General features: G+C 64.5%; 28 protein-coding genes. 2 read left to right on the plus strand and 26 right to left on the minus strand.

Features of this window, described 5'->3' with window-relative positions; translation table 11 throughout:
• Positions 1–34: 34 nt before the first annotated feature.
• From C265_RS07395 to petA, 4 genes are all read right to left on the minus strand, one after another.
• Positions 35–646, minus strand: a complete 612-nt coding sequence (locus C265_RS07395; RefSeq protein ID WP_010812311.1) for a glutathione S-transferase N-terminal domain-containing protein — start codon at positions 644–646, stop codon at positions 35–37.
• 219 nt (positions 647–865) lie between these two features.
• The gene (locus C265_RS07400) at positions 866–1,609 is read right to left on the minus strand and encodes a cytochrome c1 (RefSeq protein ID WP_010812312.1); all 744 of its coding nucleotides are present in this window, start codon (positions 1,607–1,609) and stop codon (positions 866–868) included.
• A 36-nt stretch (positions 1,610–1,645) separates the two neighbouring features.
• Positions 1,646–3,049 (minus strand): cytochrome bc complex cytochrome b subunit, encoded by a 1,404-nt coding sequence (locus C265_RS07405; RefSeq protein WP_010812313.1) that lies wholly within the window; start codon positions 3,047–3,049, stop codon positions 1,646–1,648.
• A gap of 2 nt (positions 3,050–3,051) precedes the next feature.
• Positions 3,052–3,669 carry a ubiquinol-cytochrome c reductase iron-sulfur subunit gene (petA, locus tag C265_RS07410; protein ID WP_010812314.1) on the minus strand — a complete coding sequence of 206 codons (618 nt, stop codon included), beginning with the start codon at positions 3,667–3,669 and terminating at the stop codon, positions 3,052–3,054.
• Between the two features lie 214 nt (positions 3,670–3,883).
• On the opposite strand from petA, the gene mscL reads away from it, so the two are divergent.
• A complete protein-coding gene (gene mscL / locus C265_RS07415; protein WP_010812315.1) occupies positions 3,884–4,309 on the plus strand; it encodes a large conductance mechanosensitive channel protein MscL in 426 nt (141 codons plus the stop codon).
• A 72-nt stretch (positions 4,310–4,381) separates the two neighbouring features.
• On the opposite strand, the gene C265_RS07420 is transcribed toward mscL, so the two are convergent.
• Positions 4,382–5,128: a Nif3-like dinuclear metal center hexameric protein gene (locus C265_RS07420; RefSeq protein ID WP_010812316.1), complete on the minus strand. Its 747-nt coding sequence runs from the start codon at positions 5,126–5,128 to the stop codon at positions 4,382–4,384.
• A 20-nt stretch (positions 5,129–5,148) separates the two neighbouring features.
• On the opposite strand from C265_RS07420, the gene C265_RS07425 reads away from it, so the two are divergent.
• The gene (locus tag C265_RS07425) at positions 5,149–6,342 is read left to right on the plus strand and encodes a Do family serine endopeptidase (protein WP_010812317.1); all 1,194 of its coding nucleotides are present in this window, start codon (positions 5,149–5,151) and stop codon (positions 6,340–6,342) included.
• A 455-nt stretch (positions 6,343–6,797) separates the two neighbouring features.
• Here C265_RS07425 and C265_RS07430 read toward each other — a convergent pair whose 3' ends face one another.
• From C265_RS07430 to C265_RS07530, 21 genes are all read right to left on the minus strand, one after another.
• Entirely contained in the window at positions 6,798–7,907 is a 1,110-nt protein-coding gene (locus tag C265_RS07430; protein WP_010812318.1) for a porin, read from the minus strand.
• Between the two features lie 243 nt (positions 7,908–8,150).
• Entirely contained in the window at positions 8,151–8,948 is a 798-nt protein-coding gene (tatC, locus tag C265_RS07435) for a twin-arginine translocase subunit TatC (protein WP_010812319.1), read from the minus strand.
• Positions 8,949–9,088: 140 nt separating this feature from the next.
• Positions 9,089–9,601, minus strand: a complete 513-nt coding sequence (gene tatB / locus C265_RS07440; RefSeq protein WP_010812320.1) for a Sec-independent protein translocase protein TatB — start codon at positions 9,599–9,601, stop codon at positions 9,089–9,091.
• Positions 9,602–9,696: 95 nt separating this feature from the next.
• Positions 9,697–9,930, minus strand: a complete 234-nt coding sequence (tatA, locus tag C265_RS07445; RefSeq protein ID WP_010812321.1) for a Sec-independent protein translocase subunit TatA — start codon at positions 9,928–9,930, stop codon at positions 9,697–9,699.
• Positions 9,931–10,078: 148 nt separating this feature from the next.
• On the minus strand, positions 10,079–10,435 hold the full coding sequence (locus tag C265_RS07450; RefSeq protein ID WP_010812322.1) for a histidine triad nucleotide-binding protein: 357 nt from the start codon (positions 10,433–10,435) through the stop codon (positions 10,079–10,081).
• A 54-nt stretch (positions 10,436–10,489) separates the two neighbouring features.
• The gene (locus C265_RS07455) at positions 10,490–10,882 is read right to left on the minus strand and encodes a membrane protein (protein ID WP_010812323.1); all 393 of its coding nucleotides are present in this window, start codon (positions 10,880–10,882) and stop codon (positions 10,490–10,492) included.
• A 60-nt stretch (positions 10,883–10,942) separates the two neighbouring features.
• Positions 10,943–11,314 carry a phosphoribosyl-ATP diphosphatase gene (locus tag C265_RS07460; RefSeq protein ID WP_010812324.1) on the minus strand — a complete coding sequence of 124 codons (372 nt, stop codon included), beginning with the start codon at positions 11,312–11,314 and terminating at the stop codon, positions 10,943–10,945.
• Entirely contained in the window at positions 11,311–11,715 is a 405-nt protein-coding gene (gene hisI / locus C265_RS07465) for a phosphoribosyl-AMP cyclohydrolase (protein ID WP_010812325.1), read from the minus strand. Before hisI ends, C265_RS07460 begins: the two co-directional genes overlap by 4 nt.
• Before the next feature lie 2 nt (positions 11,716–11,717).
• On the minus strand, positions 11,718–12,488 hold the full coding sequence (hisF, locus tag C265_RS07470) for an imidazole glycerol phosphate synthase subunit HisF (protein ID WP_010812326.1): 771 nt from the start codon (positions 12,486–12,488) through the stop codon (positions 11,718–11,720).
• A 60-nt stretch (positions 12,489–12,548) separates the two neighbouring features.
• Positions 12,549–13,295, minus strand: a complete 747-nt coding sequence (gene hisA / locus C265_RS07475; protein ID WP_010812327.1) for a 1-(5-phosphoribosyl)-5-[(5-phosphoribosylamino)methylideneamino]imidazole-4-carboxamide isomerase — start codon at positions 13,293–13,295, stop codon at positions 12,549–12,551.
• A gap of 137 nt (positions 13,296–13,432) precedes the next feature.
• Positions 13,433–14,086 carry an imidazole glycerol phosphate synthase subunit HisH gene (hisH, locus tag C265_RS07480; RefSeq protein WP_010812328.1) on the minus strand — a complete coding sequence of 218 codons (654 nt, stop codon included), beginning with the start codon at positions 14,084–14,086 and terminating at the stop codon, positions 13,433–13,435.
• Positions 14,083–14,706, minus strand: coding sequence for a YchE family NAAT transporter (locus C265_RS07485; RefSeq protein ID WP_010812329.1), 624 nt, complete (start codon positions 14,704–14,706; stop codon positions 14,083–14,085). The genes hisH and C265_RS07485 overlap by 4 nt, the downstream gene beginning before the upstream one ends.
• A 92-nt stretch (positions 14,707–14,798) precedes the next feature.
• A complete protein-coding gene (gene hisB, locus C265_RS07490) occupies positions 14,799–15,386 on the minus strand; it encodes an imidazoleglycerol-phosphate dehydratase HisB (protein ID WP_010812330.1) in 588 nt (195 codons plus the stop codon).
• A 4-nt stretch (positions 15,387–15,390) separates the two neighbouring features.
• Positions 15,391–16,491: a histidinol-phosphate transaminase gene (hisC, locus tag C265_RS07495; protein ID WP_010812331.1), complete on the minus strand. Its 1,101-nt coding sequence runs from the start codon at positions 16,489–16,491 to the stop codon at positions 15,391–15,393.
• A 47-nt stretch (positions 16,492–16,538) separates the two neighbouring features.
• Complete coding sequence (gene hisD / locus C265_RS07500; RefSeq protein ID WP_010812332.1) at positions 16,539–17,879, minus strand: histidinol dehydrogenase; 1,341 nt, start codon at positions 17,877–17,879, stop codon at positions 16,539–16,541.
• 39 nt (positions 17,880–17,918) lie between these two features.
• Positions 17,919–18,593, minus strand: coding sequence for an ATP phosphoribosyltransferase (gene hisG / locus C265_RS07505; protein ID WP_010812333.1), 675 nt, complete (start codon positions 18,591–18,593; stop codon positions 17,919–17,921).
• Between the two features lie 9 nt (positions 18,594–18,602).
• Positions 18,603–19,853, minus strand: coding sequence for a UDP-N-acetylglucosamine 1-carboxyvinyltransferase (murA, locus tag C265_RS07510; RefSeq protein ID WP_010812334.1), 1,251 nt, complete (start codon positions 19,851–19,853; stop codon positions 18,603–18,605).
• An 81-nt stretch (positions 19,854–19,934) separates the two neighbouring features.
• The gene (locus C265_RS07515) at positions 19,935–20,183 is read right to left on the minus strand and encodes a BolA family protein (protein WP_010812335.1); all 249 of its coding nucleotides are present in this window, start codon (positions 20,181–20,183) and stop codon (positions 19,935–19,937) included.
• Positions 20,184–20,223: 40 nt separating this feature from the next.
• Positions 20,224–21,045 carry an ABC transporter permease gene (locus C265_RS07520; protein ID WP_010812336.1) on the minus strand — a complete coding sequence of 274 codons (822 nt, stop codon included), beginning with the start codon at positions 21,043–21,045 and terminating at the stop codon, positions 20,224–20,226.
• A complete protein-coding gene (locus C265_RS07525) occupies positions 21,042–21,992 on the minus strand; it encodes an ABC transporter ATP-binding protein (RefSeq protein WP_010812337.1) in 951 nt (316 codons plus the stop codon). The genes C265_RS07520 and C265_RS07525 overlap by 4 nt, the downstream gene beginning before the upstream one ends.
• Before the next feature lie 251 nt (positions 21,993–22,243).
• Positions 22,244–22,540, minus strand: coding sequence for a lipid asymmetry maintenance protein MlaB (locus tag C265_RS07530; protein ID WP_010812338.1), 297 nt, complete (start codon positions 22,538–22,540; stop codon positions 22,244–22,246).
• Positions 22,541–22,622 lie beyond the last annotated feature (82 nt).

Genomic DNA, 22,622 nt, shown 5'->3' on the forward strand with positions numbered 1-22,622 from the left:
GGCCCGAGGGCGGATGCCTTCGGGCCGGTGCCGGTTAGCGGCGCATCACCTTTTCGGACGGGGTGAGCGCTTCGATGTACGCGGGACGGCTGAAAATGCGTTCAGCATACTTCAGCAGCGGCGCGGCGTTCTTCGACAGCTCAATGCCGTAGTGGTCCAGGCGCCACAGCAGCGGCGCGATGGCGACGTCGAGCATCGAGAACTCTTCGCCCAGCATGTACTTGTTTTTGACGAAGATCGGCGCGAGCTGCGTCAGGCGGTCGCGGATCGCAGCGCGGGCGCGTTCGTGGTTCTTCTCCGCGGCCTTGCCCTTTTCGTTCTCCAGCGTGTAGACGTGGGTGAACAGTTCCTTTTCGAAGTTGAACAGGAACAGGCGGGCGCGGGCACGCTGCACCGGATCGGCCGGCATCAGCTGCGGGTGCGGGAAGCGCTCGTCGATGTATTCGTTGATGATGTTCGACTCATACAGGATGAGGTCGCGCTCGACCAGGATGGGCACCTGGCCGTACGGGTTCATCACCGAAATATCTTCGGGCTTGTTGAACAGGTCGACGTCGCGGATTTCAAAATCCATGCCCTTTTCAAACAGGACAAGGCGGCAACGTTGGGAAAACGGGCAAGTCGTACCCGAATACAACACCATCATGGTTGGATTCCTTGGGCTTAGCCGAAGCAGGGTCGGACAGTAAGGTCTGCCATTCTGCCAAAGTCGACCACCAGAAAGCAAATTAGTGGCAAATGACGCACTTTATTGGCCCGCTTCGGCAGGTTTTCCAAGAGAAAAGGCCAGGGGCGGTGCTGCTTTCGCAGCGGCCACCCCTGGCCTTTGCCTTGTCCGGGCCCGGATTCGGGCCCTGGCATGCCTTTACTTCACGTCCTTCCAGTACGCGGCGTTGAGGCGCCAGGCAAAGACAGTGAACACGCCCAGGAACAGCAGCACCCAGACGCCCAGGCGCTTGCGGTGGTTCTGCGCCGGCTCGGCCATCCAGTCCAGGAAGCTGACCAGGTCAGCGGCGGCCTGGTCGTACTCGACCTTGCTCAGCTTGCCCGGGCTCAGTTGCTCGAAGCCGGCAAACTTGTGCACCTTCTCGCCGTGCTCTTCCACTTCCGTGAACTTGGCGGCGCGCTGGCCCTGCAGTTCCCACAGCACGTGCGGCATGCCGACGCTCGGGAACACCAGGTTGTTCCAGCCGGTGGCGCGGCTGTCGTCACGGTAGAACGTGCGCAGGTAGGTGTAGAGCCAGTCGTCACCGCGGGCGCGGGCGATCACCGACAGGTCCGGCGGCTGCGCACCGAAGAAGGCCTTGGCCTCCTTCGGCTGCATGGCGATGGTCATGGTCTCGCCAACCTTGTCCGCGCTGAACAGCAGGTTCTCGCGGATCTGGTCGTCGGTCAGGCCGATGTCCTTGAGCCGGTTGTAACGCATCATCGATGCGCCGTGGCAGTTCAGGCAGTAGTTGACGAACAGCTTGGCGCCGCGCTGCAGCGACGACAGGTCAGCGGTGTTCACCGGTGCCGGCTCAAGGGGGAAGCCCCCCTCGGATGCCATGGCAGGCGCGCCGGCAAAGCAGGCGCCGGCCAGCGCGAGGATCGAAAGCAGCTTTTTCATCTTGTGTCCTTGTGCTCTTGTCGGGGTTCGCTTCGCTCAGTGCGGGTGGAACGTGACACGCTCCGGGACCGGCTTGAACTCGCCGACACGGCTCCACAGCGGCATGGTCAGGAAGAAGGCGAAGTACAGCAGCGTACCGAGCTGCGACACCTTCTCACCGACCGGCGACGGCGGTTGCACGCCAAGATAGCCGAGCACCAGGAACACCACCACGAAGACGGCCAGGATGGTCTTGTGGAAGGCAGGACGATAGCGGATGGACTTGACCGGCGAGTGGTCCAGCCACGGCAGGAAGAACAGGATCACCACCGAGCCGCCCATCACCAGCACGCCCCAGAACTTGGCGTCGATGAAGTAGAAGCCCACGGCCAGGATCACCGCGACGGCGATGGCGCCGATCTTCACGCGCGCATCCTTGCTGCGCAGGAACACCATGCCGAGCAGCAGCGCGAAGAACACCCACAGGATCGGCAGGAAGTTCGACGTGGTGGCACGCAGCATCGAGTAGAACGGCGTGAAGTACCACACCGGCGCGATATGCGGCGGGGTTTTCAGCGGGTCAGCCGGGAAGAAGTTGTTGTGTTCCAGGAAATAGCCGCCCACTTCCGGGAAGAAGAAGATCACGGCCGAGAACAGGAGCAGGAAGCCGGCAACGCCCAGCGTGTCGTGCACCGAGTAGTACGGGTGGAACGGGATGCCGTCCAGCGGGATGCCGTTCTCATCCTTCTTGGCCTTGATCTCGACGCCGTCCGGGTTGTTCGAACCCACTTCGTGCAGCGCGATGATGTGGGCAATGACCAGCGCCAGCAGCACCAGCGGCACGGCGATGACGTGGAACGAGAAGAAGCGGTTCAGCGTTGCATCGCTCACCACGTAGTCACCGCGGATGAACAGCGACAGGTCCTGGCCGATCACGGGAATCGCCGAGAACAGGTTCACGATCACCTGGGCGCCCCAGTACGACATCTGGCCCCATGGCAACAGGTAGCCCATGAAGGCTTCCGCCATCAGGCACAGGAAGATCAGGCAGCCGAAGATCCAGACCAGCTCGCGCGGCTTGCGGTACGAACCGTACAGCAGGCCCCGGAACATATGCAGGTAGACCACCACGAAGAAGGCCGAGGCGCCGGTCGAGTGCATGTAGCGCACCAGCCAGCCCCAGGGGACTTCGCGCATGATGTATTCCACGCTGGCGAAGGCCACGGGAATGCCGGCGGCGTTCAGAGTGCCGTCGGGCTTGTAGTTCATCACCAGGAAGATGCCGGTGACGATCTGGATCACCAGCACCAGCAGCGCCAGCGAACCGAAGAAGTACCAGAAGTTGAAGTTCTTCGGCGCGTAGTACTTGGAGAGGTGGTCTTCCCACAGCTGGGTTGCGGGGAAGCGGGCGTCGATCCAGCCCAGCAGGCCGGTCGTCTTGACTTGTTTTTCGGCCGCCATGATCAGGCTTCTCCTTTCTCGTCCTTGCCGATCACGATCTTGCTGTCGGTCAGGAACTGGTAGGGGGGAACATCGAGATTCTGCGGAGCCGGCTTGTTCTTGAAGACGCGCCCGGCGAGGTCAAAGGTCGACCCGTGGCAGGGGCAAAGGAAACCGGGATCGGAGCCGAGCTGGGAATTGGCACCGGCAGCGAAGGGGCCCGACGGCGAGCAGCCCAGGTGGGAACAGATACCCACCACGACCAGGACGTCCTTGTGTTCTGCGCGCGAACGGGTTTCGTTCTTGCAGTATTCAGGCGTCTGCATGGTGAATGCAATCTCGGAATTGGGATCGGCCACCTCGCCGTCCGTCTTCTTCAGCGACGCCAGTTGTTCGTCCGTGCGCCGCATGATCCAGACCGGCTTGCCGCGCCATTCGACAGTCATCATCTCGCCTGGCTTCAGCGCGCCAATATCCGCCTCGACTGGAGCACCCGCGGCTTTGGCCTTCTCCGATGGTGCAAAAGTACTGACGAAAGGAACCGCTACCGCTACGCCTCCGACGCCGCCAGCGACGGATGTCGCGATCAACCAATTGCGGCGACCCTTATCCACGCTCTTCACGTCTTGCTGGTCACTCATTCCAAACCCCAGGGGAAGTCAATTTAGATTTTGCGTCAACCATAAAGTGTACCTTAGACACCAGCGCACTAGATAGGCAGAAAATGCCACGGCCATGCGCGATTATCGGACGTGCAACCCGGAAAGCGGCTTCGGTGCTTGCTTTCCGGTGAGTGATGCGGCAGGCTTCGAGCTTGAAACCGTTCATCGCTAGCGACAAGAAGGAGAACCCCCCATGGGCATGATCTCGGAATTCAGAACCTTTGCCGTACGCGGCAACGTCATCGACCTCGCGGTCGGTGTGATCATCGGCGCGGCTTTCGGCAAGATCGTGGATTCAGTGGTCAACGACCTGATCATGCCGTTGGTAGGCCGCGTGATCGGCAAGCTGGACTTCTCCAGCATGTTCATCGTGCTGGCGGATCCCCCACCCGGAACTCCCACTACGCTCGATGCCTTGAAGAAGGCCGGCGTGCCCGTGTTCGCCTACGGCAATTTCCTGACCATCGTTGTCAACTTCCTGATCCTGGCCTTCATCATCTTCCTGATGGTGCGTGCCTTTAACAGGATGCGCGCCGCGGAACCGGAAGCAGCGCCCGCCGCACCGCCCGAGGAAGTCGTGCTGCTGCGTGAAATCCGCGACAGCCTGAAGACCCGCTGACTGGTGCGCCATATGCGCGCCGACCCCAGAAGATAAAACGGCCCCGATGGGGCCGTTTTGTTTTGCGTCAGATCAGACGGGATTAGGAATATCGATAAACGTATGGAGCAGGCCAAAGCGTTCGGCCACATGCTCGCCGAGCGAGCGGATGCCGTAGCGCTCGGTGGCGTGATGGCCGGCGGCAAGGTAAGCCACGCCGCTTTCACGCGCCAGGTGCGTGGTCTGCTCCGAGACTTCGCCGCTCAGGTAGGCATCGACACCCGCGGCCACCGCGGCATCGAAATAGCCTTGCGCCCCGCCCGTGCACCAGCCGACGGTGCGGATCATCTGGTCCGGCTCACCGATGGCCAGCGGCTCGCGCCCCAGTACGCCACCAACGTGCGCGGCCAGCGCGGAGAGCGGCATCGGCGCGGGCAGCGTGCCGGTCCAGCCGAGCTGGTCGTCGCTGAAGCGGCCGGTCGGGGTAAAGCCGAGCTGCAGCCCGAGCTGGGCGTTGTTGCCGAACTCCGGGTGGTTGTCCAGGGGCAGGTGGAAGGCGAACAGGTTGACGTCCGCGCCAAGCAGGCGCTTCAGACGAGCGTGCTTCTGCCCGACCACGCGTGCATCTTCGTTTTTCCAGAAGTAGCCGTGATGGACGAGGATGGCGTCGGCCCCCGCTTCGATTGCGGCATCGACCAATGCCAGGCTTGCAGTCACTCCCGTCACGATGTGTGTGATCTCCGAGCGACCTTGCACTTGCAGCCCGTTGGGACAATAGTCCTTGTAGCGGGAAACTTCCAACAGGTCATTCAAGTACAATTCAAGCTCTTTTGTTTTCATTTTCTGCTCAAAACTCCAATATGTTGCGGCGCTTTTGGCTGTTCTTTGCCCAGGCTGTCACCGTCGTGCTGGCGGTCTGGTTCGTCGTGGCAACGCTCAAGCCTGATTGGCTGCAGAGGGGGCGCGTCGCGGTCCAGTCCGGTTCGCCCATCGTGGCGCTCAAGGAAGTCGTGCCCAACGTGTCCGGTCCTGCCGCCGAAGGGTCTTACAGCGAAGCCGCCCAGATGGCCATGCCGGCCGTGGTCAATATCTTTACCAGCAAGAACGGCAACAAGCGCTCGCCCAACCCGCAGGCCGAGGATCCGTGGTTCCGCTTCTTCTTTGGCGACCGCCTGCCTGAGCGGCAGGAGCCGGTCTCCAGCTTGGGGTCCGGCGTCATTGTCAGCGCCGAGGGTTACATTCTAACCAACCACCACGTGGTCGACGGCGCCGATGAAATCGAGATCGCGCTGACCGACGGCCGCAAGGCCAACGCCAAGGTGGTGGGCTCCGACCCGGAAACCGACCTGGCCGTGCTGAAAGTGACGCTCAAGGACCTGCCCGCGATCACGCTGGGCCGGCTCGAGAACGTAAAGGTCGGTGACGTGGTGCTGGCCATCGGCAACCCGTTCGGCGTCGGCCAGACGGTGACGATGGGCATTGTCTCGGCGCTGGGTCGCAGCCACCTTGGCATCAACACCTTCGAGAACTTCATCCAGACCGACGCGGCCATCAACCCGGGCAACTCGGGCGGCGCGCTGGTGGATGCGCAGGGCAACCTGCTGGGCATCAATACGGCGATCTACTCGCGTTCGGGCGGCTCGCTGGGGATCGGCTTTGCGATTCCGGTGTCAACGGCCAAGCAGGTGATGGAATCGATCATCTCCACCGGCAGCGTGACGCGCGGCTGGATCGGGGTCGAGCCGCAGGACATGACGCCCGAGATCGCCGAATCGTTCGGCCTCGATGCCAAGGAAGGCGCACTGATCGCCGCGGTGGTCCAGGGTGGGCCGGCCGACAAGGCGGGCGTGAAGCCCGGCGATGTGCTGACCAAGGTGGATGGCTTGTCGATCACAGACACGACCGCGCTGCTCAATGCGATTGCCCAGCTCAAGCCGGGAGTGGACATCAAGATGACCGTGATCCGCCGCGGCAAGGCAACGGACCTGACGGTGACGATCGGCAAACGGCCTCCGCCGCCGCGCCGCGCGCTGCCGTTTGAAGAGGAAGAGTGAGGCTGGGCACGACGACACGGCCCTGAAGACGGAACCCCGCCTTGGATGGCGGGGTTTTTTTATGCCTGACGCAGCTGCTGCCCTTGGCATCGAGGCAACGGTCACGGAATGCCGCGCCGCGCTGCCGGATCGCGGCGGTGGAACCAGGGGCCGTCACTGGCAGGCGCAAACTCACGCCCGGGGGGCGTGATCGACGTGCATACCGGGTCACGATCGACATGAGCAACGCCGCGCCTGATCCACATCGCCGCGAAGCAGAACGCCGGCACACCGCGCTGCACCCACGCCACCCGCCCTCTGGCCGGCCATCCAGGCGCGGCATGGCTGGCACAGCACGATAACAGCGCAACAGCCTGTACCAGCATTTGGTGCCACAAAAGACAAGAGGCCGGCATCCTTGGGATGCCGGCCTCTTGGTTCAAGCCAATCCTAAGCGGGCTTACACCCGCGTCAGATTAGAACTTGTGGCGCAGACCAACCACAGCACCGAACTGATCCTTGTTCGCCTGAACGTTGGTGGTGGTGGCGGTGTTGAAACCGTTCACGCCCAGGGCCGAGCCCTTGTCGTTCAGGGTGTACGACAGCGAGGTGTACACGTCGGTACGCTTCGACAGCGCGTAGTCGGCCGTGATCACGAACTGCCACGGATCGGCTTCGCTCTTGCGGAAGTCTTGGTAGTACGCAGCGCCCGACAGCGAGAACGCCGGGGTCAGTTGGTAACCCAGACCCAGCCAGTACAGGTTCGAAGCCGTCGACGTGGTCAGGACACCATTGTCAACCGTCGTGCCGCCCGTCAGAGCAGCGCCGTCGAAGGCCTTGGCCCAGCGATAGCCGGCGTAGACCTTGGCCGGACCGAAGGCGTAGTTGGCGCCAACGGTAGCACGGCGAGTACGCTGGCCGCTTGCATCGACGGGAGGCGTACCGGTGGTCGAGCCGTGGATTTCGTCATAAGCAGCACCAACCGCGAACGGGCCAGCTGCGTAGCTCACCAGCGCGCCGTACTGTTGGCCGCGGCGGAATGCGCCGGCGACTTCCTGGCCGTTGTTGTTGAAGCTGTAGAAGGCCGAAGCGGTCAGGCCACCGAACTTGCCGATGTACTTGACGGTGTTGTCAGCGCGCGAAGCGAAGGCGCTGTCTTGCGACAGGATGCCGTAACGCGACGAAATGGCCATCGGGTCGAACTGCAGACCGAAGTCATAGAACGACGTTTGTTGACGGCCCAGCAGCAGCGAGCCGAACTGGCTTTGCAGACCGACGTAGGCTTGACGGCCGAACAGACGACCACCTTGGCTCGTGGCATTGCTGCCCGTGTCCAGGTCGAAACCGCTTTCCAGCACGAACACGCCCTTCAGGCCGCCGCCCAGATCTTCCACGCCACGCAGGCCCCAGCGCGAACCGGACTGGTTACCCGACGACATGCGGAACAGGTCGTCGCCAGCGGCGTTAGCGTTGTTGACGTACTCGAGGCCGACGTCAGCCACGCCGTACAGGGTTACGCTCGATTGGGCATAGGCGCCACCAGCGGCCAGAGCGGCGACGGCAGCAGCAAACAGTTTCATCTTCATATCGACACTTTCCTTGTCAACTGATTGGGAAATCTTGGTTGCCCAAGTACTTGGGCGACGCATTTACATTCACGTCTGCTGCGTATTATGTGCCAGCCCCCCCGGCCGTCAGAAGGCTTTTTCGGCGTAAACCATGCTTACTGGCGGTTTTTGTTGTGGGGGAGCAACAGGAATGGGAGGGAAAATCCCCGTTTTGGTGCAAAAACGGGGATTAGCAGATACGAAAGACCTACCTCAGCCGAATTAGTCGGGCTGCGTTTCCCCTGAAGCAGTCGCTTCAGGTGACGGACGGCCGACAAAGCGCGCCAGTAGCAGTCCGAGTTCATAAAGCGCCACCAGCGGCACGGCCAGCAGCAGCTGCGACAGCACATCGGGAGGGGTCACGATGGCAGCGATGATGAAGGCCCCCACGATCACATAGGGGCGGATCTGCTTGAGCTTTTCCAGCTCCACCACGCCAAAGCGCACCAGCACGATCACCACCACCGGCACCTCGAAGGTGATGCCGAAGGCCAGGAAAGTGGTCATGGCAAAGCTGAGGTATTTGTCGATGTCAGTCGACATCTCCGCCCCCAGCGGGGCGTTGTAGTGCGCCATGAAATGGAACACCGTGGGGAACACCAGGAAATACGCGAACGCCACGCCGCACAGGAACAGGAAATAGCTGCTCGATACCAGCGGCAGGATCAGGCGTTTCTCATGCTGGTACAGGCCGGGCGCGACAAACTGCCAGACCTGGTACAGCACCCACGGCAGCGCGATCAGGAAGGCCACCAGCAAGGTGACTTTCATCGGCACGAAGAACGAGCCGGTGACATCGGTCACGATCATCTTGCCGCCCTTGGGCAGCGACTCCATCAGCGGCGCGGCAAACAGGTTGAAAATCACCGGGGCCCAGTAGACCAGGCTGACGAAGACCAGGATGATGCCGGCCACCGCCTTGACCAGGCGTTGGCGCAGTTCGACCAGGTGGGAAATAAAGGTTTCCTGCTGCGACTCGTCTTGCGGGTCTTGGGGATCTGGGGACCGGGTGTCGCTCATGGCGTGAACCGCTCAGCCGCGGGGGCTGGCAAGGTGGATCGATGGGGCCGCAACGCGGCGGCGCGCGAATGCAACCAGGACTGCAGCCACGACGGCAGCGGCCGGAACGACGGCCGGCAAGGTGATGCCGCGGCGCATGCTCACTCGAAGAAGGATCGGGATGGCCGGGTGACCGGCCGGTGGCGCTTGACGCGCGCCGCGCCCGACTGCACCCAGACGCGGACATTGTGCTGGCGCTTGAACCAGAGCGGGCGGGCGCCCTGCTTGACGCGCCAGCTCTTGCGCCCGTTGTGCGCCTTGTGGGCCGCATCCCAGCTTGGCACGAAGCCGCCGCCGGCGTCGGCGCTACCGCCGCCGCTGGTTCCCTCGGCACCGCCCAGGGCTTCGTTCAGCGCCTGGGTCTGCTCGTTGACTTCCTTATGGATGGTGCGCTCGACATCGCGCGCGGCGTCCTCGAATTCCGTGCGCATCTTGCGCAGTTCTTCCAGTTCAACCTCGCGGCTGACTTCGGCCTTGACGTCGTTGATGTAGCGCTGCGCCCGGCCGACCAGCGCGCCCACAGTGCGCGCAACCTTGGGCAGCCGTTCGGGACCGATCACGATCAGTGCCACGGCGCCGATCAGCGCCAGCTTGGAAATGCCGAGATCAATCATGCGGACACATCATGCGGACAACATGCGGAAAAGCGCAGGCGCGGGACGACACGCAGGCAGCGAGGTTTGCGTAGAAGGGATGGCACACCGCCGGATTACTGCTGGCGGGTCTTTTCCTTGGCTTCGACGTCGATGGTGGTGGAGTCGCGCAGTTCCTTGGACTGGGCGGGATCGGCGGCAGCCTTGCCCTCGCCGTCCTTCATGCCGTCCTTGAAGCCCTTGACCGCGCCGCCCAGGTCCTGGCCGATATTGCGCAGTTTCTTGGTGCCGAACACGAGCATGACGATCACCAGCACGATCAGCCAGTGCCAAATGCTAAACGAACCCATTTCTTGCTCCTGATGAAGCCGCGGGCGCAATCAGATATGCCCGGACCCGTTGTTCCGTCCCGTTATGGCCGCGCCGGGCGACGGTTGCCGACGCAGCTTCTGCCCGAGGCGTTGCCGCCGCGGACACTCCCATGCCAAAAGCTGCCGGTCAGGGCAGCGGTCCCTTCCACTGGTGGCGCGGCCCGCCCAGCACATGGAGATGCAGGTGGTAGACCTCCTGGCCGCCGTCCGGGCCGGTGTTGATCACCGTCCGGAATCCGTTGGCACAGCCTGCCGCCCGCGCCAGTTCAGGCACCTTCAGCATCATTCTAGCAAGCAGCTCCCCTTCGCCGGCGCCGCAATCGGCCAGCGAGTCGACATGCGACCTGGGAACGACCAGCAAGTGTACCGGTGCCTTGGGATGGATATCGTGGAAGGCCACCATATCGTCGTCTTCGTAGACCTTGCGCGACGGTAGCTGGCCGGCCACGATCTTGCAGAAGATGCAATTATCCTGAGCGTTCATGAAGATTTCATTGCGACGGCCGCGGCACCCGGTGTCAGCTTCACGCGCCCGGGATCAGAACTGCTGATCCGGGTACATCGGCTTGCTGTCATTCAGGTACAGCCAGCCCTTGACGATACGATACAGCATCCACAGCGACAGCACGCCCCAGACGGCAAAGGCCAGCGGCATCAGCACGACTGTCGCGAACAACACCCCGCCCAGCACGCCCCACACCACCGACCACCAGAACGAGCGGATCTGCCAGGCGAAGTGCGAGGCATACAGCGAGCCGCGCGCGTCGTCGCGCTTGACGTAGTCGATCACGATGGCGATCAGCGCGGTGATGCCGCCGGTCAGCCAGAAGATCGCATACAGGGCATACAGGATGTGCAGCAGCTTGCGCAGGCTGCTCAACTGCTCGCCGCTGGGGGTGGTGACTTGCCCGGTGTAGTCGTTCGCCATCATTGCCCTTGGTTAGAAGCCTGCCTTGCGGGCAGGCGGAAGACCGGCCGGCGCCTGCGCCAGCTAGTCCTTGCGCCGGGCCTTTTCCTCGAGGCCGGACAGCCCCTCGCGCCGCGCGAGCTCGTTGACCACATCCGCCGGCGTCAGGCCGAAGTTGGCCAGCAATACCATGCTGTGGAACCACAGGTCGGCCACTTCATAAACCACCTTGCCGGCCTCGGCGCCAGTCTGCCCGGCGGCGCGCGCGTCCTTGGCGGCCATCACGGTCTCGGTGGCTTCCTCGCCGATCTTCTTCAGGATGGCGTCGTCGCCCTTGCTGAACAGGCGCGCCACATAGGATTTGTCAGGGTCGCCGCCGTTGGCGGGCTTGCGCGATTCCAGCACTTCGGCCAGGCGCGCCAGGACATCATTGCTGCTGAGTTGGTTGTCGCTCATGGCTTGGTGTAGATCTGGGCAGGGTCCTTCAGCACCGGCTCGACTGTCTGCCAGTCGCCGGCTTCCACATCGCCCTCGAACTTCTGGAAGAAGCAGGAATGGCGCCCGGTATGGCAGGCGATATTGTCGATCTGGGTCACCTTGAGCAGCACCACGTCTTCATCGCAGTCCAGGCGGATCTCGTGCACCTTCTGCACATGGCCGGACTCTTCGCCCTTGTGCCACAGGCGCTTGCGCGAGCGCGACCAGAACACGGCCTCGCCCAGCTCCACGGTGCGCTGCAGCGCGTCGCGGTTCATGAACGCGAACATCAGCACGTCGTTCGAGCCGACTTCCTGCACGATCACCGGCACCAGGCCGTTATCGTCCCATTTGACCTTGTTGAGCCACTTCTTTGCCATGATCAGATCCGCACGGGAATGCCCTCGCGGGCCATGAATGCCTTGGCTTCGCCCACGGTGTGTTGCCCGTAGTGGAAGATGCTGGCGGCCAGCACCGCGTCGGCGCGGCCCCGGGTGATGCCATCGGCCAGGTCCTGCAGGCCGCCGACGCCGCCCGAGGCGATTACCGGCACCGGCACCGCGTCGCTGACGGCGCGGGTCAGTTCCAGGTCGAAACCGCTCTTGGTGCCGTCGCGGTCCATGCTGGTCAGCAGGATCTCGCCGGCGCCGCGCGCGGCCATCTCGCGCGCCCATTCGACCGCATCCAGCCCGGTGGCCTTGCGCCCGCCGTGGGTGAAGACTTCCCAGCGCGGCGCTTCGCCCGGGGCGGAACTGCGCTTGGCGTCGATCGCCACCACGATGCATTGCGAGCCGTACTTGGCAGTCGCATCCGACACCAGCTGCGGATTGGCGATGGCCGACGAATTGACGCTGATCTTGTCCGCGCCGGCATTGAGCAGGCGCCGCACGTCTTCGACCGTGCGCACGCCGCCACCCACCGTCAGCGGAATAAAGACCTGCGAAGCCACATCCTCGATGATGTGCAGCATCAGGTCACGCCCGTCGCTGGTCGCGGTGATGTCCAGGAATGTGATTTCATCGGCGCCCTGCTCATCGTAGCGGCGCGCGATTTCCACGGGATCGCCCGCGTCGCGCAGCTCGACAAAGTTGACGCCCTTGACCACCCGCCCGTTGGTCACGTCCAGGCAGGGGATGATACGTTTGGCTAGCATGAGATTCCTTGTCCGCCGCCAGCTCCAGTCTGGCGGCGGCTGCGCCCGCGGCGCGTTGCCTTATTGCCCGTCGCGCAGCTTGTCCGCCAGTGCCTGCGCGGCGGCAAAGTTGAGATCCCCGGAGTAGATCGCGCGGCCGCAAATGACGCCTTCGACACCTTCGCCCTCGACCGCGCAGAGATTGTCGATGTCGGCCAGGTTGGACAGCCCGCCGCTGGCGATCACCGGGATCGACATCGATTGCGCCAGCTTGACGGTGGCATCGATATTGATCCCCTGCAGCATGCCGTCGCGGCCGATATCGGTGTAGATGATGGCCTCGACGCCGTAGTCTTCATACTTGCGTGCCAGGTCCGCCACCTCGTGGCCGGTCAGCTTGCTCCAGCCGTCGGTCGCTACCTTGCCGTCCCTGGCATCCAGGCCGACGATGATATGGCCGCCGAAGGCCGAGCAGGCATCCTTCAGGAAACCGGGGTTTTTCACCGCGGCGGTGCCGATGATGACGTACGACAGCCCGTCATCCAGCCAGCGTTCGATGGTGTTCAGGTCGCGGATGCCGCCCCCCAGCTGCACCGGGATCTCGTCGCCGACCTCGGCGATGATGGCCTTGATGGCCTCCTCGTTGCGGGGCTTGCCCACGAACGCGCCATTCAGGTCCACCAGGTGCAGGCGGCGGGCGCCCTGCTCCACCCAGTGGCGTGCCATGGCGGCGGGATCTTCGGAAAAGACGGTGGCCTGGTCCATGTCGCCTTGTTTGAGGCGTACACACTGACCGTCCTTCAGGTCGATGGCCGGAATGAGCAACATATGCGTGACGAGCGTGGTTGAGTGATAGAGATTGAGCGAGACCGGCGCTGCCGGTCAGGTCGGGTCGATAGTCGATCGGAAACAGGTCGGGTGACGGTCGAGTTAGCGGTCGATGATCGGTAAAAAAACGAATCGGGTCAGGGCTTCCAGTGGACGAAGTTCCGGTACAGCTGCAGGCCCAGGGCCGCGCTCTTCTCGGGGTGGAACTGCGTCGCGAAAATATTATCGCGCGCTACCGCGCTGGTAAATACGACTCCGTATTCCGTTTCACCAGCAACATGGGCCGGGTCCTGCGCCTGCACATAGTAACTGTGGACGAAATAGAACCAGCTGTCGTCCGGGATACCGTCCCACAGCGGGTGAGGCCTGGCCTGGCGCACCCGGTTCCAACCCATCTGCGGCACCTTGTAGCGCGAGCCGTCGGGCTGCGTCATGCCGTCCAGCGCAAAGCGCACCACCTGGCCGGGCATCAGGCCCAGCGCCGGCGTACGGTCCGCGCCGGCCCGGCTTTCGGTGCTGAACTCGAACAGCATCTGCTCGCCCACGCACACACCCAGCATCGGCTTGCTGGCGGCGGCCTGCACCACCGCCTCCTGCAGCCCGGACGCGCCCAGCGCCGACATACAGTCGGGCATCGCGCCCTGGCCGGGCAGCACCACGCGGTCCGCCGAGCGGATGCCTTCGGGGGCATCCACCACGCGCACGTCCGCTTCCGGCGCCGCGGCACGCAGCGCCTGCGCCACCGAGCGCAGGTTGCCCATGCCGTAATCCACAATTGCTATGGTAGTCATGATTTCAAAACAGGCAACAATGTCTTCAGCCCGTCCACAATGAATTCCACGGCCAGCGCCGACAGGATCAGCCCCATCAGGCGCGTGCCGATATTGATGCCGGTGCGGCCGATGACCCGGGCGATCGGGTCGGCCGCGCGGAACACCAGGTACACCACCGCACCGATCACCACGCCCAGGCCGACCAGGATCAGCAACTGGTACCAGTGCTGGGTCTTGCCGGCATAGACGATCACCGTGCTGATCGAGCCCGGCCCGGTCAGCAGCGGCAGCGCCAGCGGCACCACCGCGATGCTGGACTTTACCTCGGCCTCGTCCTCTTCTTCCGGCGTGGCCTTGGTGCGGCTGGTCTGCGCGTTCAGCATGTTCATGGCCATCATGATCATGATGAGCCCGCCACCCACCTGCAGCGACGCCACCGAGATATTGAAGAACTCGATGATCTGCTGCCCCAGCAAGGCCGACACCGCCACCACGATCGCCACCGAAACCGATGCGATCTTGATGGTACGCAGCTTTTCCGCTTCCGTCTGCAGGCTGGTCAGGCTGATGAAGAACGGGATCGCCCCGATCGGGTTGATCAGCGCCAGCAGCGAAATAAACGACTTGAGCGTATCCATCGGTTGCGGGTCGCCAGCATCGCTGGCCAGGTTCAGGCTTGGAAGGTCAGCGGGCGCCGCAACCAGCCGGCACGCCTACCGTGGTGGAAAGGTCAGAGCGTACCCTTGGTCGACGGGATCGTGTTCGCCGCGCGCGGGTCCAGCTCCACCGCCATGCGCAATGCCCGGCCAAAGGCCTTGAACACGGTTTCGCACTGATGGTGGGCATTGATGCCGCGCAGGTTGTCGATATGCAGGGTCACGCCCGCATGGTTGACGAAGCCGCGGAAGAACTCGATGGTCAGGTCCACGTCGAAGCTGCCCACGCGCGCACGCGTGAACGGCACGTGGAATTCCAGGCCGGGACGGCCGGAGAAATCGATCACCACGCGCGACAGGCATTCGTCCAGCGGCACATAGCTGTGGCCGTAGCGGGTGATGCCTTTCTTGTCGCCGATGGCCCTGGCAACCGCCTGGCCGAGCGTGATGCCCACGTCTTCCACCGTGTGGTGGTCGTCGATATGCGTGTCGCCGGTGGCTTCGACCTCCAGGTCGAACATGCCGTGCCGGGCGATCTGGTCCAGCATGTGGTCAAGGAACGGCACGCCGGACGCCAGTTTCTGGCGGCCGCTGCCGTCGAGATTCAGGGAAACGCGAATTTGCGTTTCCGAAGTATTGCGGGTGACCTCTGCAACACGCATGGTGTTAATCCTGCAGCGACGCTGCGAATGCCTCAAGGAACTGCGCGTTTTCTTCGGGGGTGCTGACCGTGACGCGCAGACAATTGGCCAGCAACGGGTGCATTTTACTCACGTTCTTGATCAATACCTTGCGGGCCAGCAGCCGGTCGAACGTCTGTGCGGCATCCGGCACGCGCGCGAGCAGGAAATTGGCGGCGCTGGGGAACACCGTCACGCCCGCATTCGCGGCCATGCCTTCGGCCACACGGGCGCGTTCGTCGCGCAGTTGGGCGGCCTGTTCGTCCAGCACCGACACGTGCTCCAGCGCGAACAGCGCGGCGGCTTCGGTCAGCACGTTGACGTTGTACGGCGGGCGCACCTTGTCCAGCTGCGACAGCCATTCGGGCGCGCCGGCCAGGTAGCCCAGGCGGATGCCGGCCAGGCCCAGCTTGGATACGGTGCGCATCACCAAAAGGTTGCCGAATTCCGTCAGGCGCGGCATCCAGCTGTGCTGCGCGAACGGCTGGTAGGCCTCGTCCACCACCACCAGGCTGTTGCAGACCTCGCCCTGGGCGGCGCGGACGATGGCCTCCATGTCGGCGGCATCGAACAGGTTGCCGGTGGGGTTGTTCGGGTACGCCAGGTAGATGATGGCGGGCTGGTGCTCGGCCATCGCCGCCAGCATGGCGGCGCGGTCGAGCGTGAAGTCCGCGCGCAGCGGCACGCCGACGAATTGCAGGCCGGCGAACTGCGCCGACATTGCGTACATGACGAAGCCCGGCACCGGCGCCATTACCTTGGCGCCGGGCCTGGCCGCGGCCAGCGCCAGCATGCTGATGATCTCGTCCGAGCCATTGCCGAGCAGCACGTCCATGCCGGCCGGCACCTGCATCACGGTCTTCAGCTTGGCGCGCAGCGCTTCGCTGCTGGGCACCGGGTAGCGGTTCAGCGCAACCTCGCCCAGGCGCTCGGCCAGTTCGCGGCGCAGAGCGGGAGGCAGCCGGTACGGGTTCTCCATTGCGTCGAGCTTGACCAGACCGTGCGAATCCGGCACGTGGTAGGCGCCCATGGCGCGTACGTCGTCACGGATGATGCGTTCGATCAGGGAGGGCTCTACGGCTGGCATGGGAACTCCTAAGTTGGCTGCCTTATCAGGCAGCGTGGGTCAGTAGATCAACTGCGTTTGGTGAAACGATATTCCGCGCTGCGGGCGTGGGCCTGCAGGCCTTCGCCATAGGCCAGCTCGGCGGCGATCTGGCCGAGCATCTGCGCCCCGCCCTCGCTCACTTCGATCAGGCTCGAACGCTTCTGGAAGTCATAGACGCCCAGCGGCGAAGAGAAGCGCGCGGTGCGCGAGGTCGGCAGCACGTGGTTCGGGCCCGCGCAGTAATCGCCGAGCGACTCGCTGGTATAGGGGCCCAGGAAGATGGCGCCGGCGTGGCGGATCTTTTCGCTCCACTGGCGCGGGTTCTCGGCCGAGATCTCCAGGTGCTCGGGCGCGATCGCGTTGGCGATCTCGCAGGCCTCTTCCATGTCGCGCACCTTGATCAGCGCGCCACGGCCGGAGATCGAGGCGGCAATCACCTCGCGCCGCGGCATGGTGCCAAGCTGGCGCTGGATGCTGGCTTCGACACGGGCGATATAGCCGGCGTCCGGGCACAGCAGGATCGACTGCGCCAGTTCGTCGTGCTCGGCCTGCGAGAACAGGTCCATCGCCACCCAGTCGGGGTCGGTGGTGCCGTCGCAGATCACCAGGATCTCGGACGGGCCGGCAATCATGTCGATGCCGACGGTGCCGAACACGCGCCGCTTGGCCGCGGCCACATAGGCATTGCCCGGGCCGACGATCTTGTCGACCTGCGGCAGCGTCGCCGTGCCGTAGGCCAGCGCGCCAATCGCCTGGGCGCCGCCGATGGTGAACACGCGGTCGACGCCGGCGATCTGCGCGGCGGCCAGCACCAGCTCATTGCGCACGCCGCCCGGCGTGGGCACGACCATGATGATTTCCTTCACGCCCGCCACGCGCGCCGGGATCGCGTTCATCAGCACCGACGACGGATACGCGGCCTTGCCGCCCGGCACGTAGATGCCGACGCGGTCCAGCGGCGTCACCTTCTGGCCCAGCATGGTACCGTCGGCCTCGGTGTATTCCCAGCTGTGGCTGCCGCATTCGATCTTCTGCTTCTCGTGGTAGGCGCGCACGCGCGCGGCGGCGGCCTCCAGCGCGGCGCGGCGCTTGGGTTCGAGGTCTTCGAGCGCGGCTTCGAGCTGCTGCTGCGATACCTCCAGCGCGCCCATCGACGACGCTTCCACGCGGTCGAAGCGCCGGGTGTATTCCAGCACCGCGGCATCCCCGCGCGCCTTCACATCAGCCAGGATCTGCGCGGCGGCGCGATCGATGGCCTCGTCCTCGCCAGCCTCGAAGGCCAGCACCTGGCGCAGCGCCTCGGCAAAGCCAGGCTTGCTGGAATCGAGCCGGCGGATCGGCAGGTTTTCCATTTCGGTTGCGTTCATGACTACTTTCCTCTCAGTCGGCGCGGGCCTGGTGTGGCCTTACGCCAGCGCCGCCGAAGCCCGTTCGAATGCGTCGAGAATCGGCGCAAGCCGCTCGCGCTTGAGTTTGAGCGCGGCCTGGTTCACCACCAGCCGCGACGAGATCTGCACGATCTCTTCGACTTCAACCAGGTTGTTGGCGCGCAGCGTGCTGCCAGTGCTGACCAGGTCGACGATGGCGTCGGACAGGCCCACCAGCGGGCCCAGCTCCATCGAACCGTACAGCTTGATCAGGTCGACGTGAACGCCCTTTTTCGCAAAATGCTCGCGCGCGGTCTGCACATACTTGGTGGCCACGGCCAGGCGCGCGCCCTGGCGCACCGCGTTGGCGTAGTCAAACCCGGCCGGCACCGCCACCGACATGCGGCAGCGCGCGATGTTCAGGTCGATCGGCGCATACAGGCCGGCCATGCCGCTTTCCATCAGCACGTCCTTGCCGGCCACGCCGAAATCGGCGGCGCCATACTGGACGTAGGTCGGCACATCCGAGGCGCGCACGATCACCACGCGCACGGCCGGATCGGAGGTCGGCAGGATCAGCTTGCGCGAGGTCTCGGGGTCCTCGGTGACGCGGATGCCGGCGGCTTCCAGGAGCGGCAGCGTCTCGGTGAAGATGCGGCCCTTGGACAGCGCCAGCGTCAGCTGGTTGGGCGATGCGTTGAAAGTGGGGCTCATCGGACTTCCTCAGGCAATGCGGCGGATCTTCGCGCCCACTGCCGACAGCTTGTCTTCCATGCGGTCGTAGCCGCGGTCCAGGTGGTAGATGCGGTCGATCACGGTCTCGCCATCGGCCATCAGGCCGGCGATCACCAGGCTGGCCGAGGCGCGCAGGTCGGTCGCCATCACGTTGGCGCCCGACAGGCGCGGCACGCCGTTGACCACCGCGGTATTGCCTTCGACCGTGATGTCCGCGCCCAGGCGGTTCAGTTCCTGCACGTGCATGAAGCGGTTTTCGAAGATGGTCTCAGTCACGCGCGCGGTGCCTTCGGCCACGGCATTGAGCGCCATGAACTGCGCCTGCATATCGGTCGGGAAGGCCGGGTATTCCGAGGTGCGGAAACTCACGGCCTTGGCGCGTTGCGGCATGGCCAGACGGATCCAGTCGGCGCCGGTCTCGAGTTTTGCGCCGGCTTCGCGCAGCTTGTCGAGCACGGTGTCGAGGATGTCCGGCTGCACGCCGCGCAGCACCAGGTCGCCCAGCGTCGCGGCGGCGGCGCACAGGAAGGTACCGGCCTCGATGCGGTCGGCGATCACGCTGTGGCTGGCGCCATGCAGGCGCTCCACGCCCTGCACTACCAGGCGGTCGGTGCCGATGCCTTCGATCTTCGCGCCCATCTTGACCAGCAGTTGGGCCAGGTCGGTCACCTCGGGCTCGCGCGCGGCGTTTTCCAGCACGGTCTCGCCTTCGGCCAGCGTGGCGGCCATCAGCAGGTTCTCGGTGCCGGTCACGGTGATCATGTCGGTGACCACGCGCGCGCCCTTCAGGCGCTTGGCCCGCGCATGGATAAAGCCGTGTTCGATGGTGATCTCGGCGCCCATCGCCTGCAGGCCCTTGATGTGCTGGTCGACCGGGCGCGCGCCGATGCCGCAGCCGCCGGGCAGCGACACGCGGGCCTCGCCGAAGCGCGCCACCAGCGGGCCCAGCACCAGGATCGAGGCGCGCATGGTCTTGACCAGCTCGTACGGGGCCTCGAGCACGTTGACGTCGGCGCCGTTCAGGGTCACGCGGGCGCCATCCAGCTCGGCCTGCATGCCCATCTGGCGCAGCAGCTTGAGGGTGGTGCGCACGTCCTGCAGGTTAGGCACGTTGTCCAGCGAAACGGTATCCGCCGTCAGCAGGCCCGCGCACAGGATCGGCAGGGCTGCGTTCTTCGCGCCCGACACGCGGATTTCGCCCTTCAGCGGGCCATTGCCGTGGATCTGGAATTTGTCCATGTTCTGTCGTCTGGAGCCGGGCACGCGCCCGGCGTCATGGTTCTGGGGCCGCGCGGGTGGCGCGGCGCATGTTGGCGGGGCTTACTTGCCTTCGCCCGCCTGCCACTCGGCAGGCGTCAGCGTCTTCATCGACAGCGCGTGGATCTCGGCACGCATGCGGTCGCCCAGCGCGGCATAGACGCGCTGGTGGCGCTGGATCAGCCGCTTGCCTTCAAATTCGGCGCTGACGATGGTGGCAAAGAAGTGCTGGCCATCGCCCTCGACTTGCAGATGTTCGCAGGGCAGTCCTTGGGCAATGTAATCCCTGACTTGTTCCGGTGTAGGCAGCATGGGGTTCTCTTCAGCGTGATTCAGTATGGCCGGCCACAGTTCAGTGGCGCAGCTTGTATCCGGACTTCAGCAAGCGCAGCGCCAGCGCGGCCAGCACCACGAACGCCGATCCGACCACCGCCAGGCTGAACAGCGGCGACACGTCCGAGACGCCGAAGAAGCCATAGCGGAAGCCGTCGATCATGTAGAAGAACGGATTGGCGTGGGACACCGCCTGCCAGAAGGCGGGCAGCGAATGGATCGAATAGAACACGCCGGACAGGAAAGTTGCCGGCATGATCAGGAAGTTCTGGAACGCGGCCAGCTGGTCGAATTTCTCGGCCCAGATGCCGGCGATCAGGCCCAGCGTGCCTAGGATGCCCGCACCAAGCAGCGCAAAGACGAGGATCCAGCCCACATTGGCAAAATGCAGGTTGGCAAACCACGCCGTCACCAGCAGCACGCCCAGGCCCACGGTCAGCCCGCGGATCACCGAGGCCACCACATAAGCGCCGAACATTTCCCAGTGCGACAAGGGCGGCAGCAGCACGAACACCAGGTTGCCGGTGATCTTGGACTGGATCAGCGATGACGAGCTGTTGGCAAACGCGTTCTGCAGCACGCTCATCATCACCAGGCCGGGCACCAGGAAGGCGGTGTAGCTGATCTGGTCATAGACCTTGACCCGGTCTTCCAGCACATGGCCGAAGATCAGCAGGTACAGCACCGCGGTCAGCACCGGAGCGGCCACGGTCTGGAAGCTCACCTTCCAGAAACGCAGCACTTCCTTGTACAGCAGGGTGCGGAAACCCACCAGGCCGCCCACGGCCATCGGCCCGAGGCCGGTGTCGTCCAGGACCTCGATATCGCCAGGCTGCTTCATGCCACGGCCTCCATCGCCGGATCGGGCAGCGCACCGGGCATATGCCCCTCGCGGCGCATGATCTGCACAAATACGTCCTCGAGGTCGGCCTTGTTGATTTCCATGTTTTCGATGTCACAGCCCGCTTCGCGGCAGGCGGCCAGGATCGGTTCAACCGCCTGGTAGCCCGACAACCGCAGGCGTACCGCGCGCTCGCCGGGGTTGGCCGGCATGCGCAACGGCTCCAGCGCCGGCGGCAGGACGCCGCGCGCAAAGGTCAGCACCAGCTGCAGGCCGGCAAACTGCGTCAGCAGGTTGCTGGTGCGGTCCAGCGTCACCACCTCGCCGAACTTGAGCATGGCGATGCGGTCGCACAGGGCCTCGGCCTCTTCCAGGTAGTGGGTGGTCAGGATGATGGTGTGCCCTTCCCGGTTCAGGCGCGAGATGAATTTCCACAGCGTCTGGCGCAGTTCCACATCCACACCGGCGGTGGGCTCGTCCAGCACGATCACCGGCGGGCGGTGCACCAGCGCCTGCGCCACCAGCACGCGCCGCTTCATGCCGCCCGAGAGCTGGCGCATATTGGCGTCGGCTTTCCCGGTCAGGTCCAGGTTGGCCATGATCTCGTCGATCCAGTCGTCGTTGCGGGTCAGGCCAAAGTAGCCCGACTGCAGCCGCAGCGTCTCGCGCACCGTGAAGAACGGATCGAACACCAGTTCCTGCGGCACCACGCCCAGCATACGCCGGGCCATCCGGTAGTCGGCAACGACATCGTGGCCAAGCACACTGACGCGGCCGGAATCGGCGCGGTTCAGGCCGGCGAGGATCGAGATCAGCGTGGTCTTGCCGGCGCCGTTGGGCCCGAGCAGGCCGAAGAATTCGCCGCGTTCGACGGTGAAGCTGACGCCCTTGAGCGCCTGCAGGTTGCGGTAGCGCTTGCGAACGTCGTGGATTTCAATGGCTTTCATGGCCGATTGTTTGTGGCGGGTTCGGCATTTTCAGGGCCAGCCGCCGGGAATTGGGGAGCAACTGCGTGCCCGGACTTCCTGGCCCGGCATGGCATGAACCGGTAGCAGGCGGGGGGATGGGCGAACAACCCGGAATTATAGGGGATGCGGGGATGGTCCCGCTTGATCCGCCCCCAGGGGCTCGGCGACCGCGCAGGGCCGTCGCCGCGGCATCGCGGGCGGCCGCCGTGCTGGCGACCGGCGATGCCGGATCAATGTCGGTGGTGGTGCCCCTGCGCTGCGGCTGCGGGGGCCAGGCCCAGCAGACCGTCCACGCCGTACAGGCTGGCCAGTTGCGACAGCTGCGGCGGCACGCCGCGCAGCGACAGCGCCTGGTTGCGCGCGGCGGCGGCGCGGTTCCATGCCAGCAGCACGGCGACCGCGGAGGAATCCACCTGCGCCAGGCCGGTGCAGTCGACCTGCACCTCGCCCTGCGCCAGGCGCGCCAGCCCGTCACGCAGCACGGCGGCGGCGTTCTGGTTGGTCAGCGAGGTACCTAGCGAGAGCATGGATGCGTGGCCTGGGGATCGGTAGCTTGAATACAGTGGCAAAAACGACGACTCCCGCACGTCAGGCGGGAGTCTGTGCCGC

It is taken from the genome of Cupriavidus sp. GA3-3 (assembly GCF_000389805.1).
GTDB classification, from domain to species: Bacteria; Pseudomonadota; Gammaproteobacteria; order Burkholderiales; family Burkholderiaceae; genus Cupriavidus; species Cupriavidus necator_D.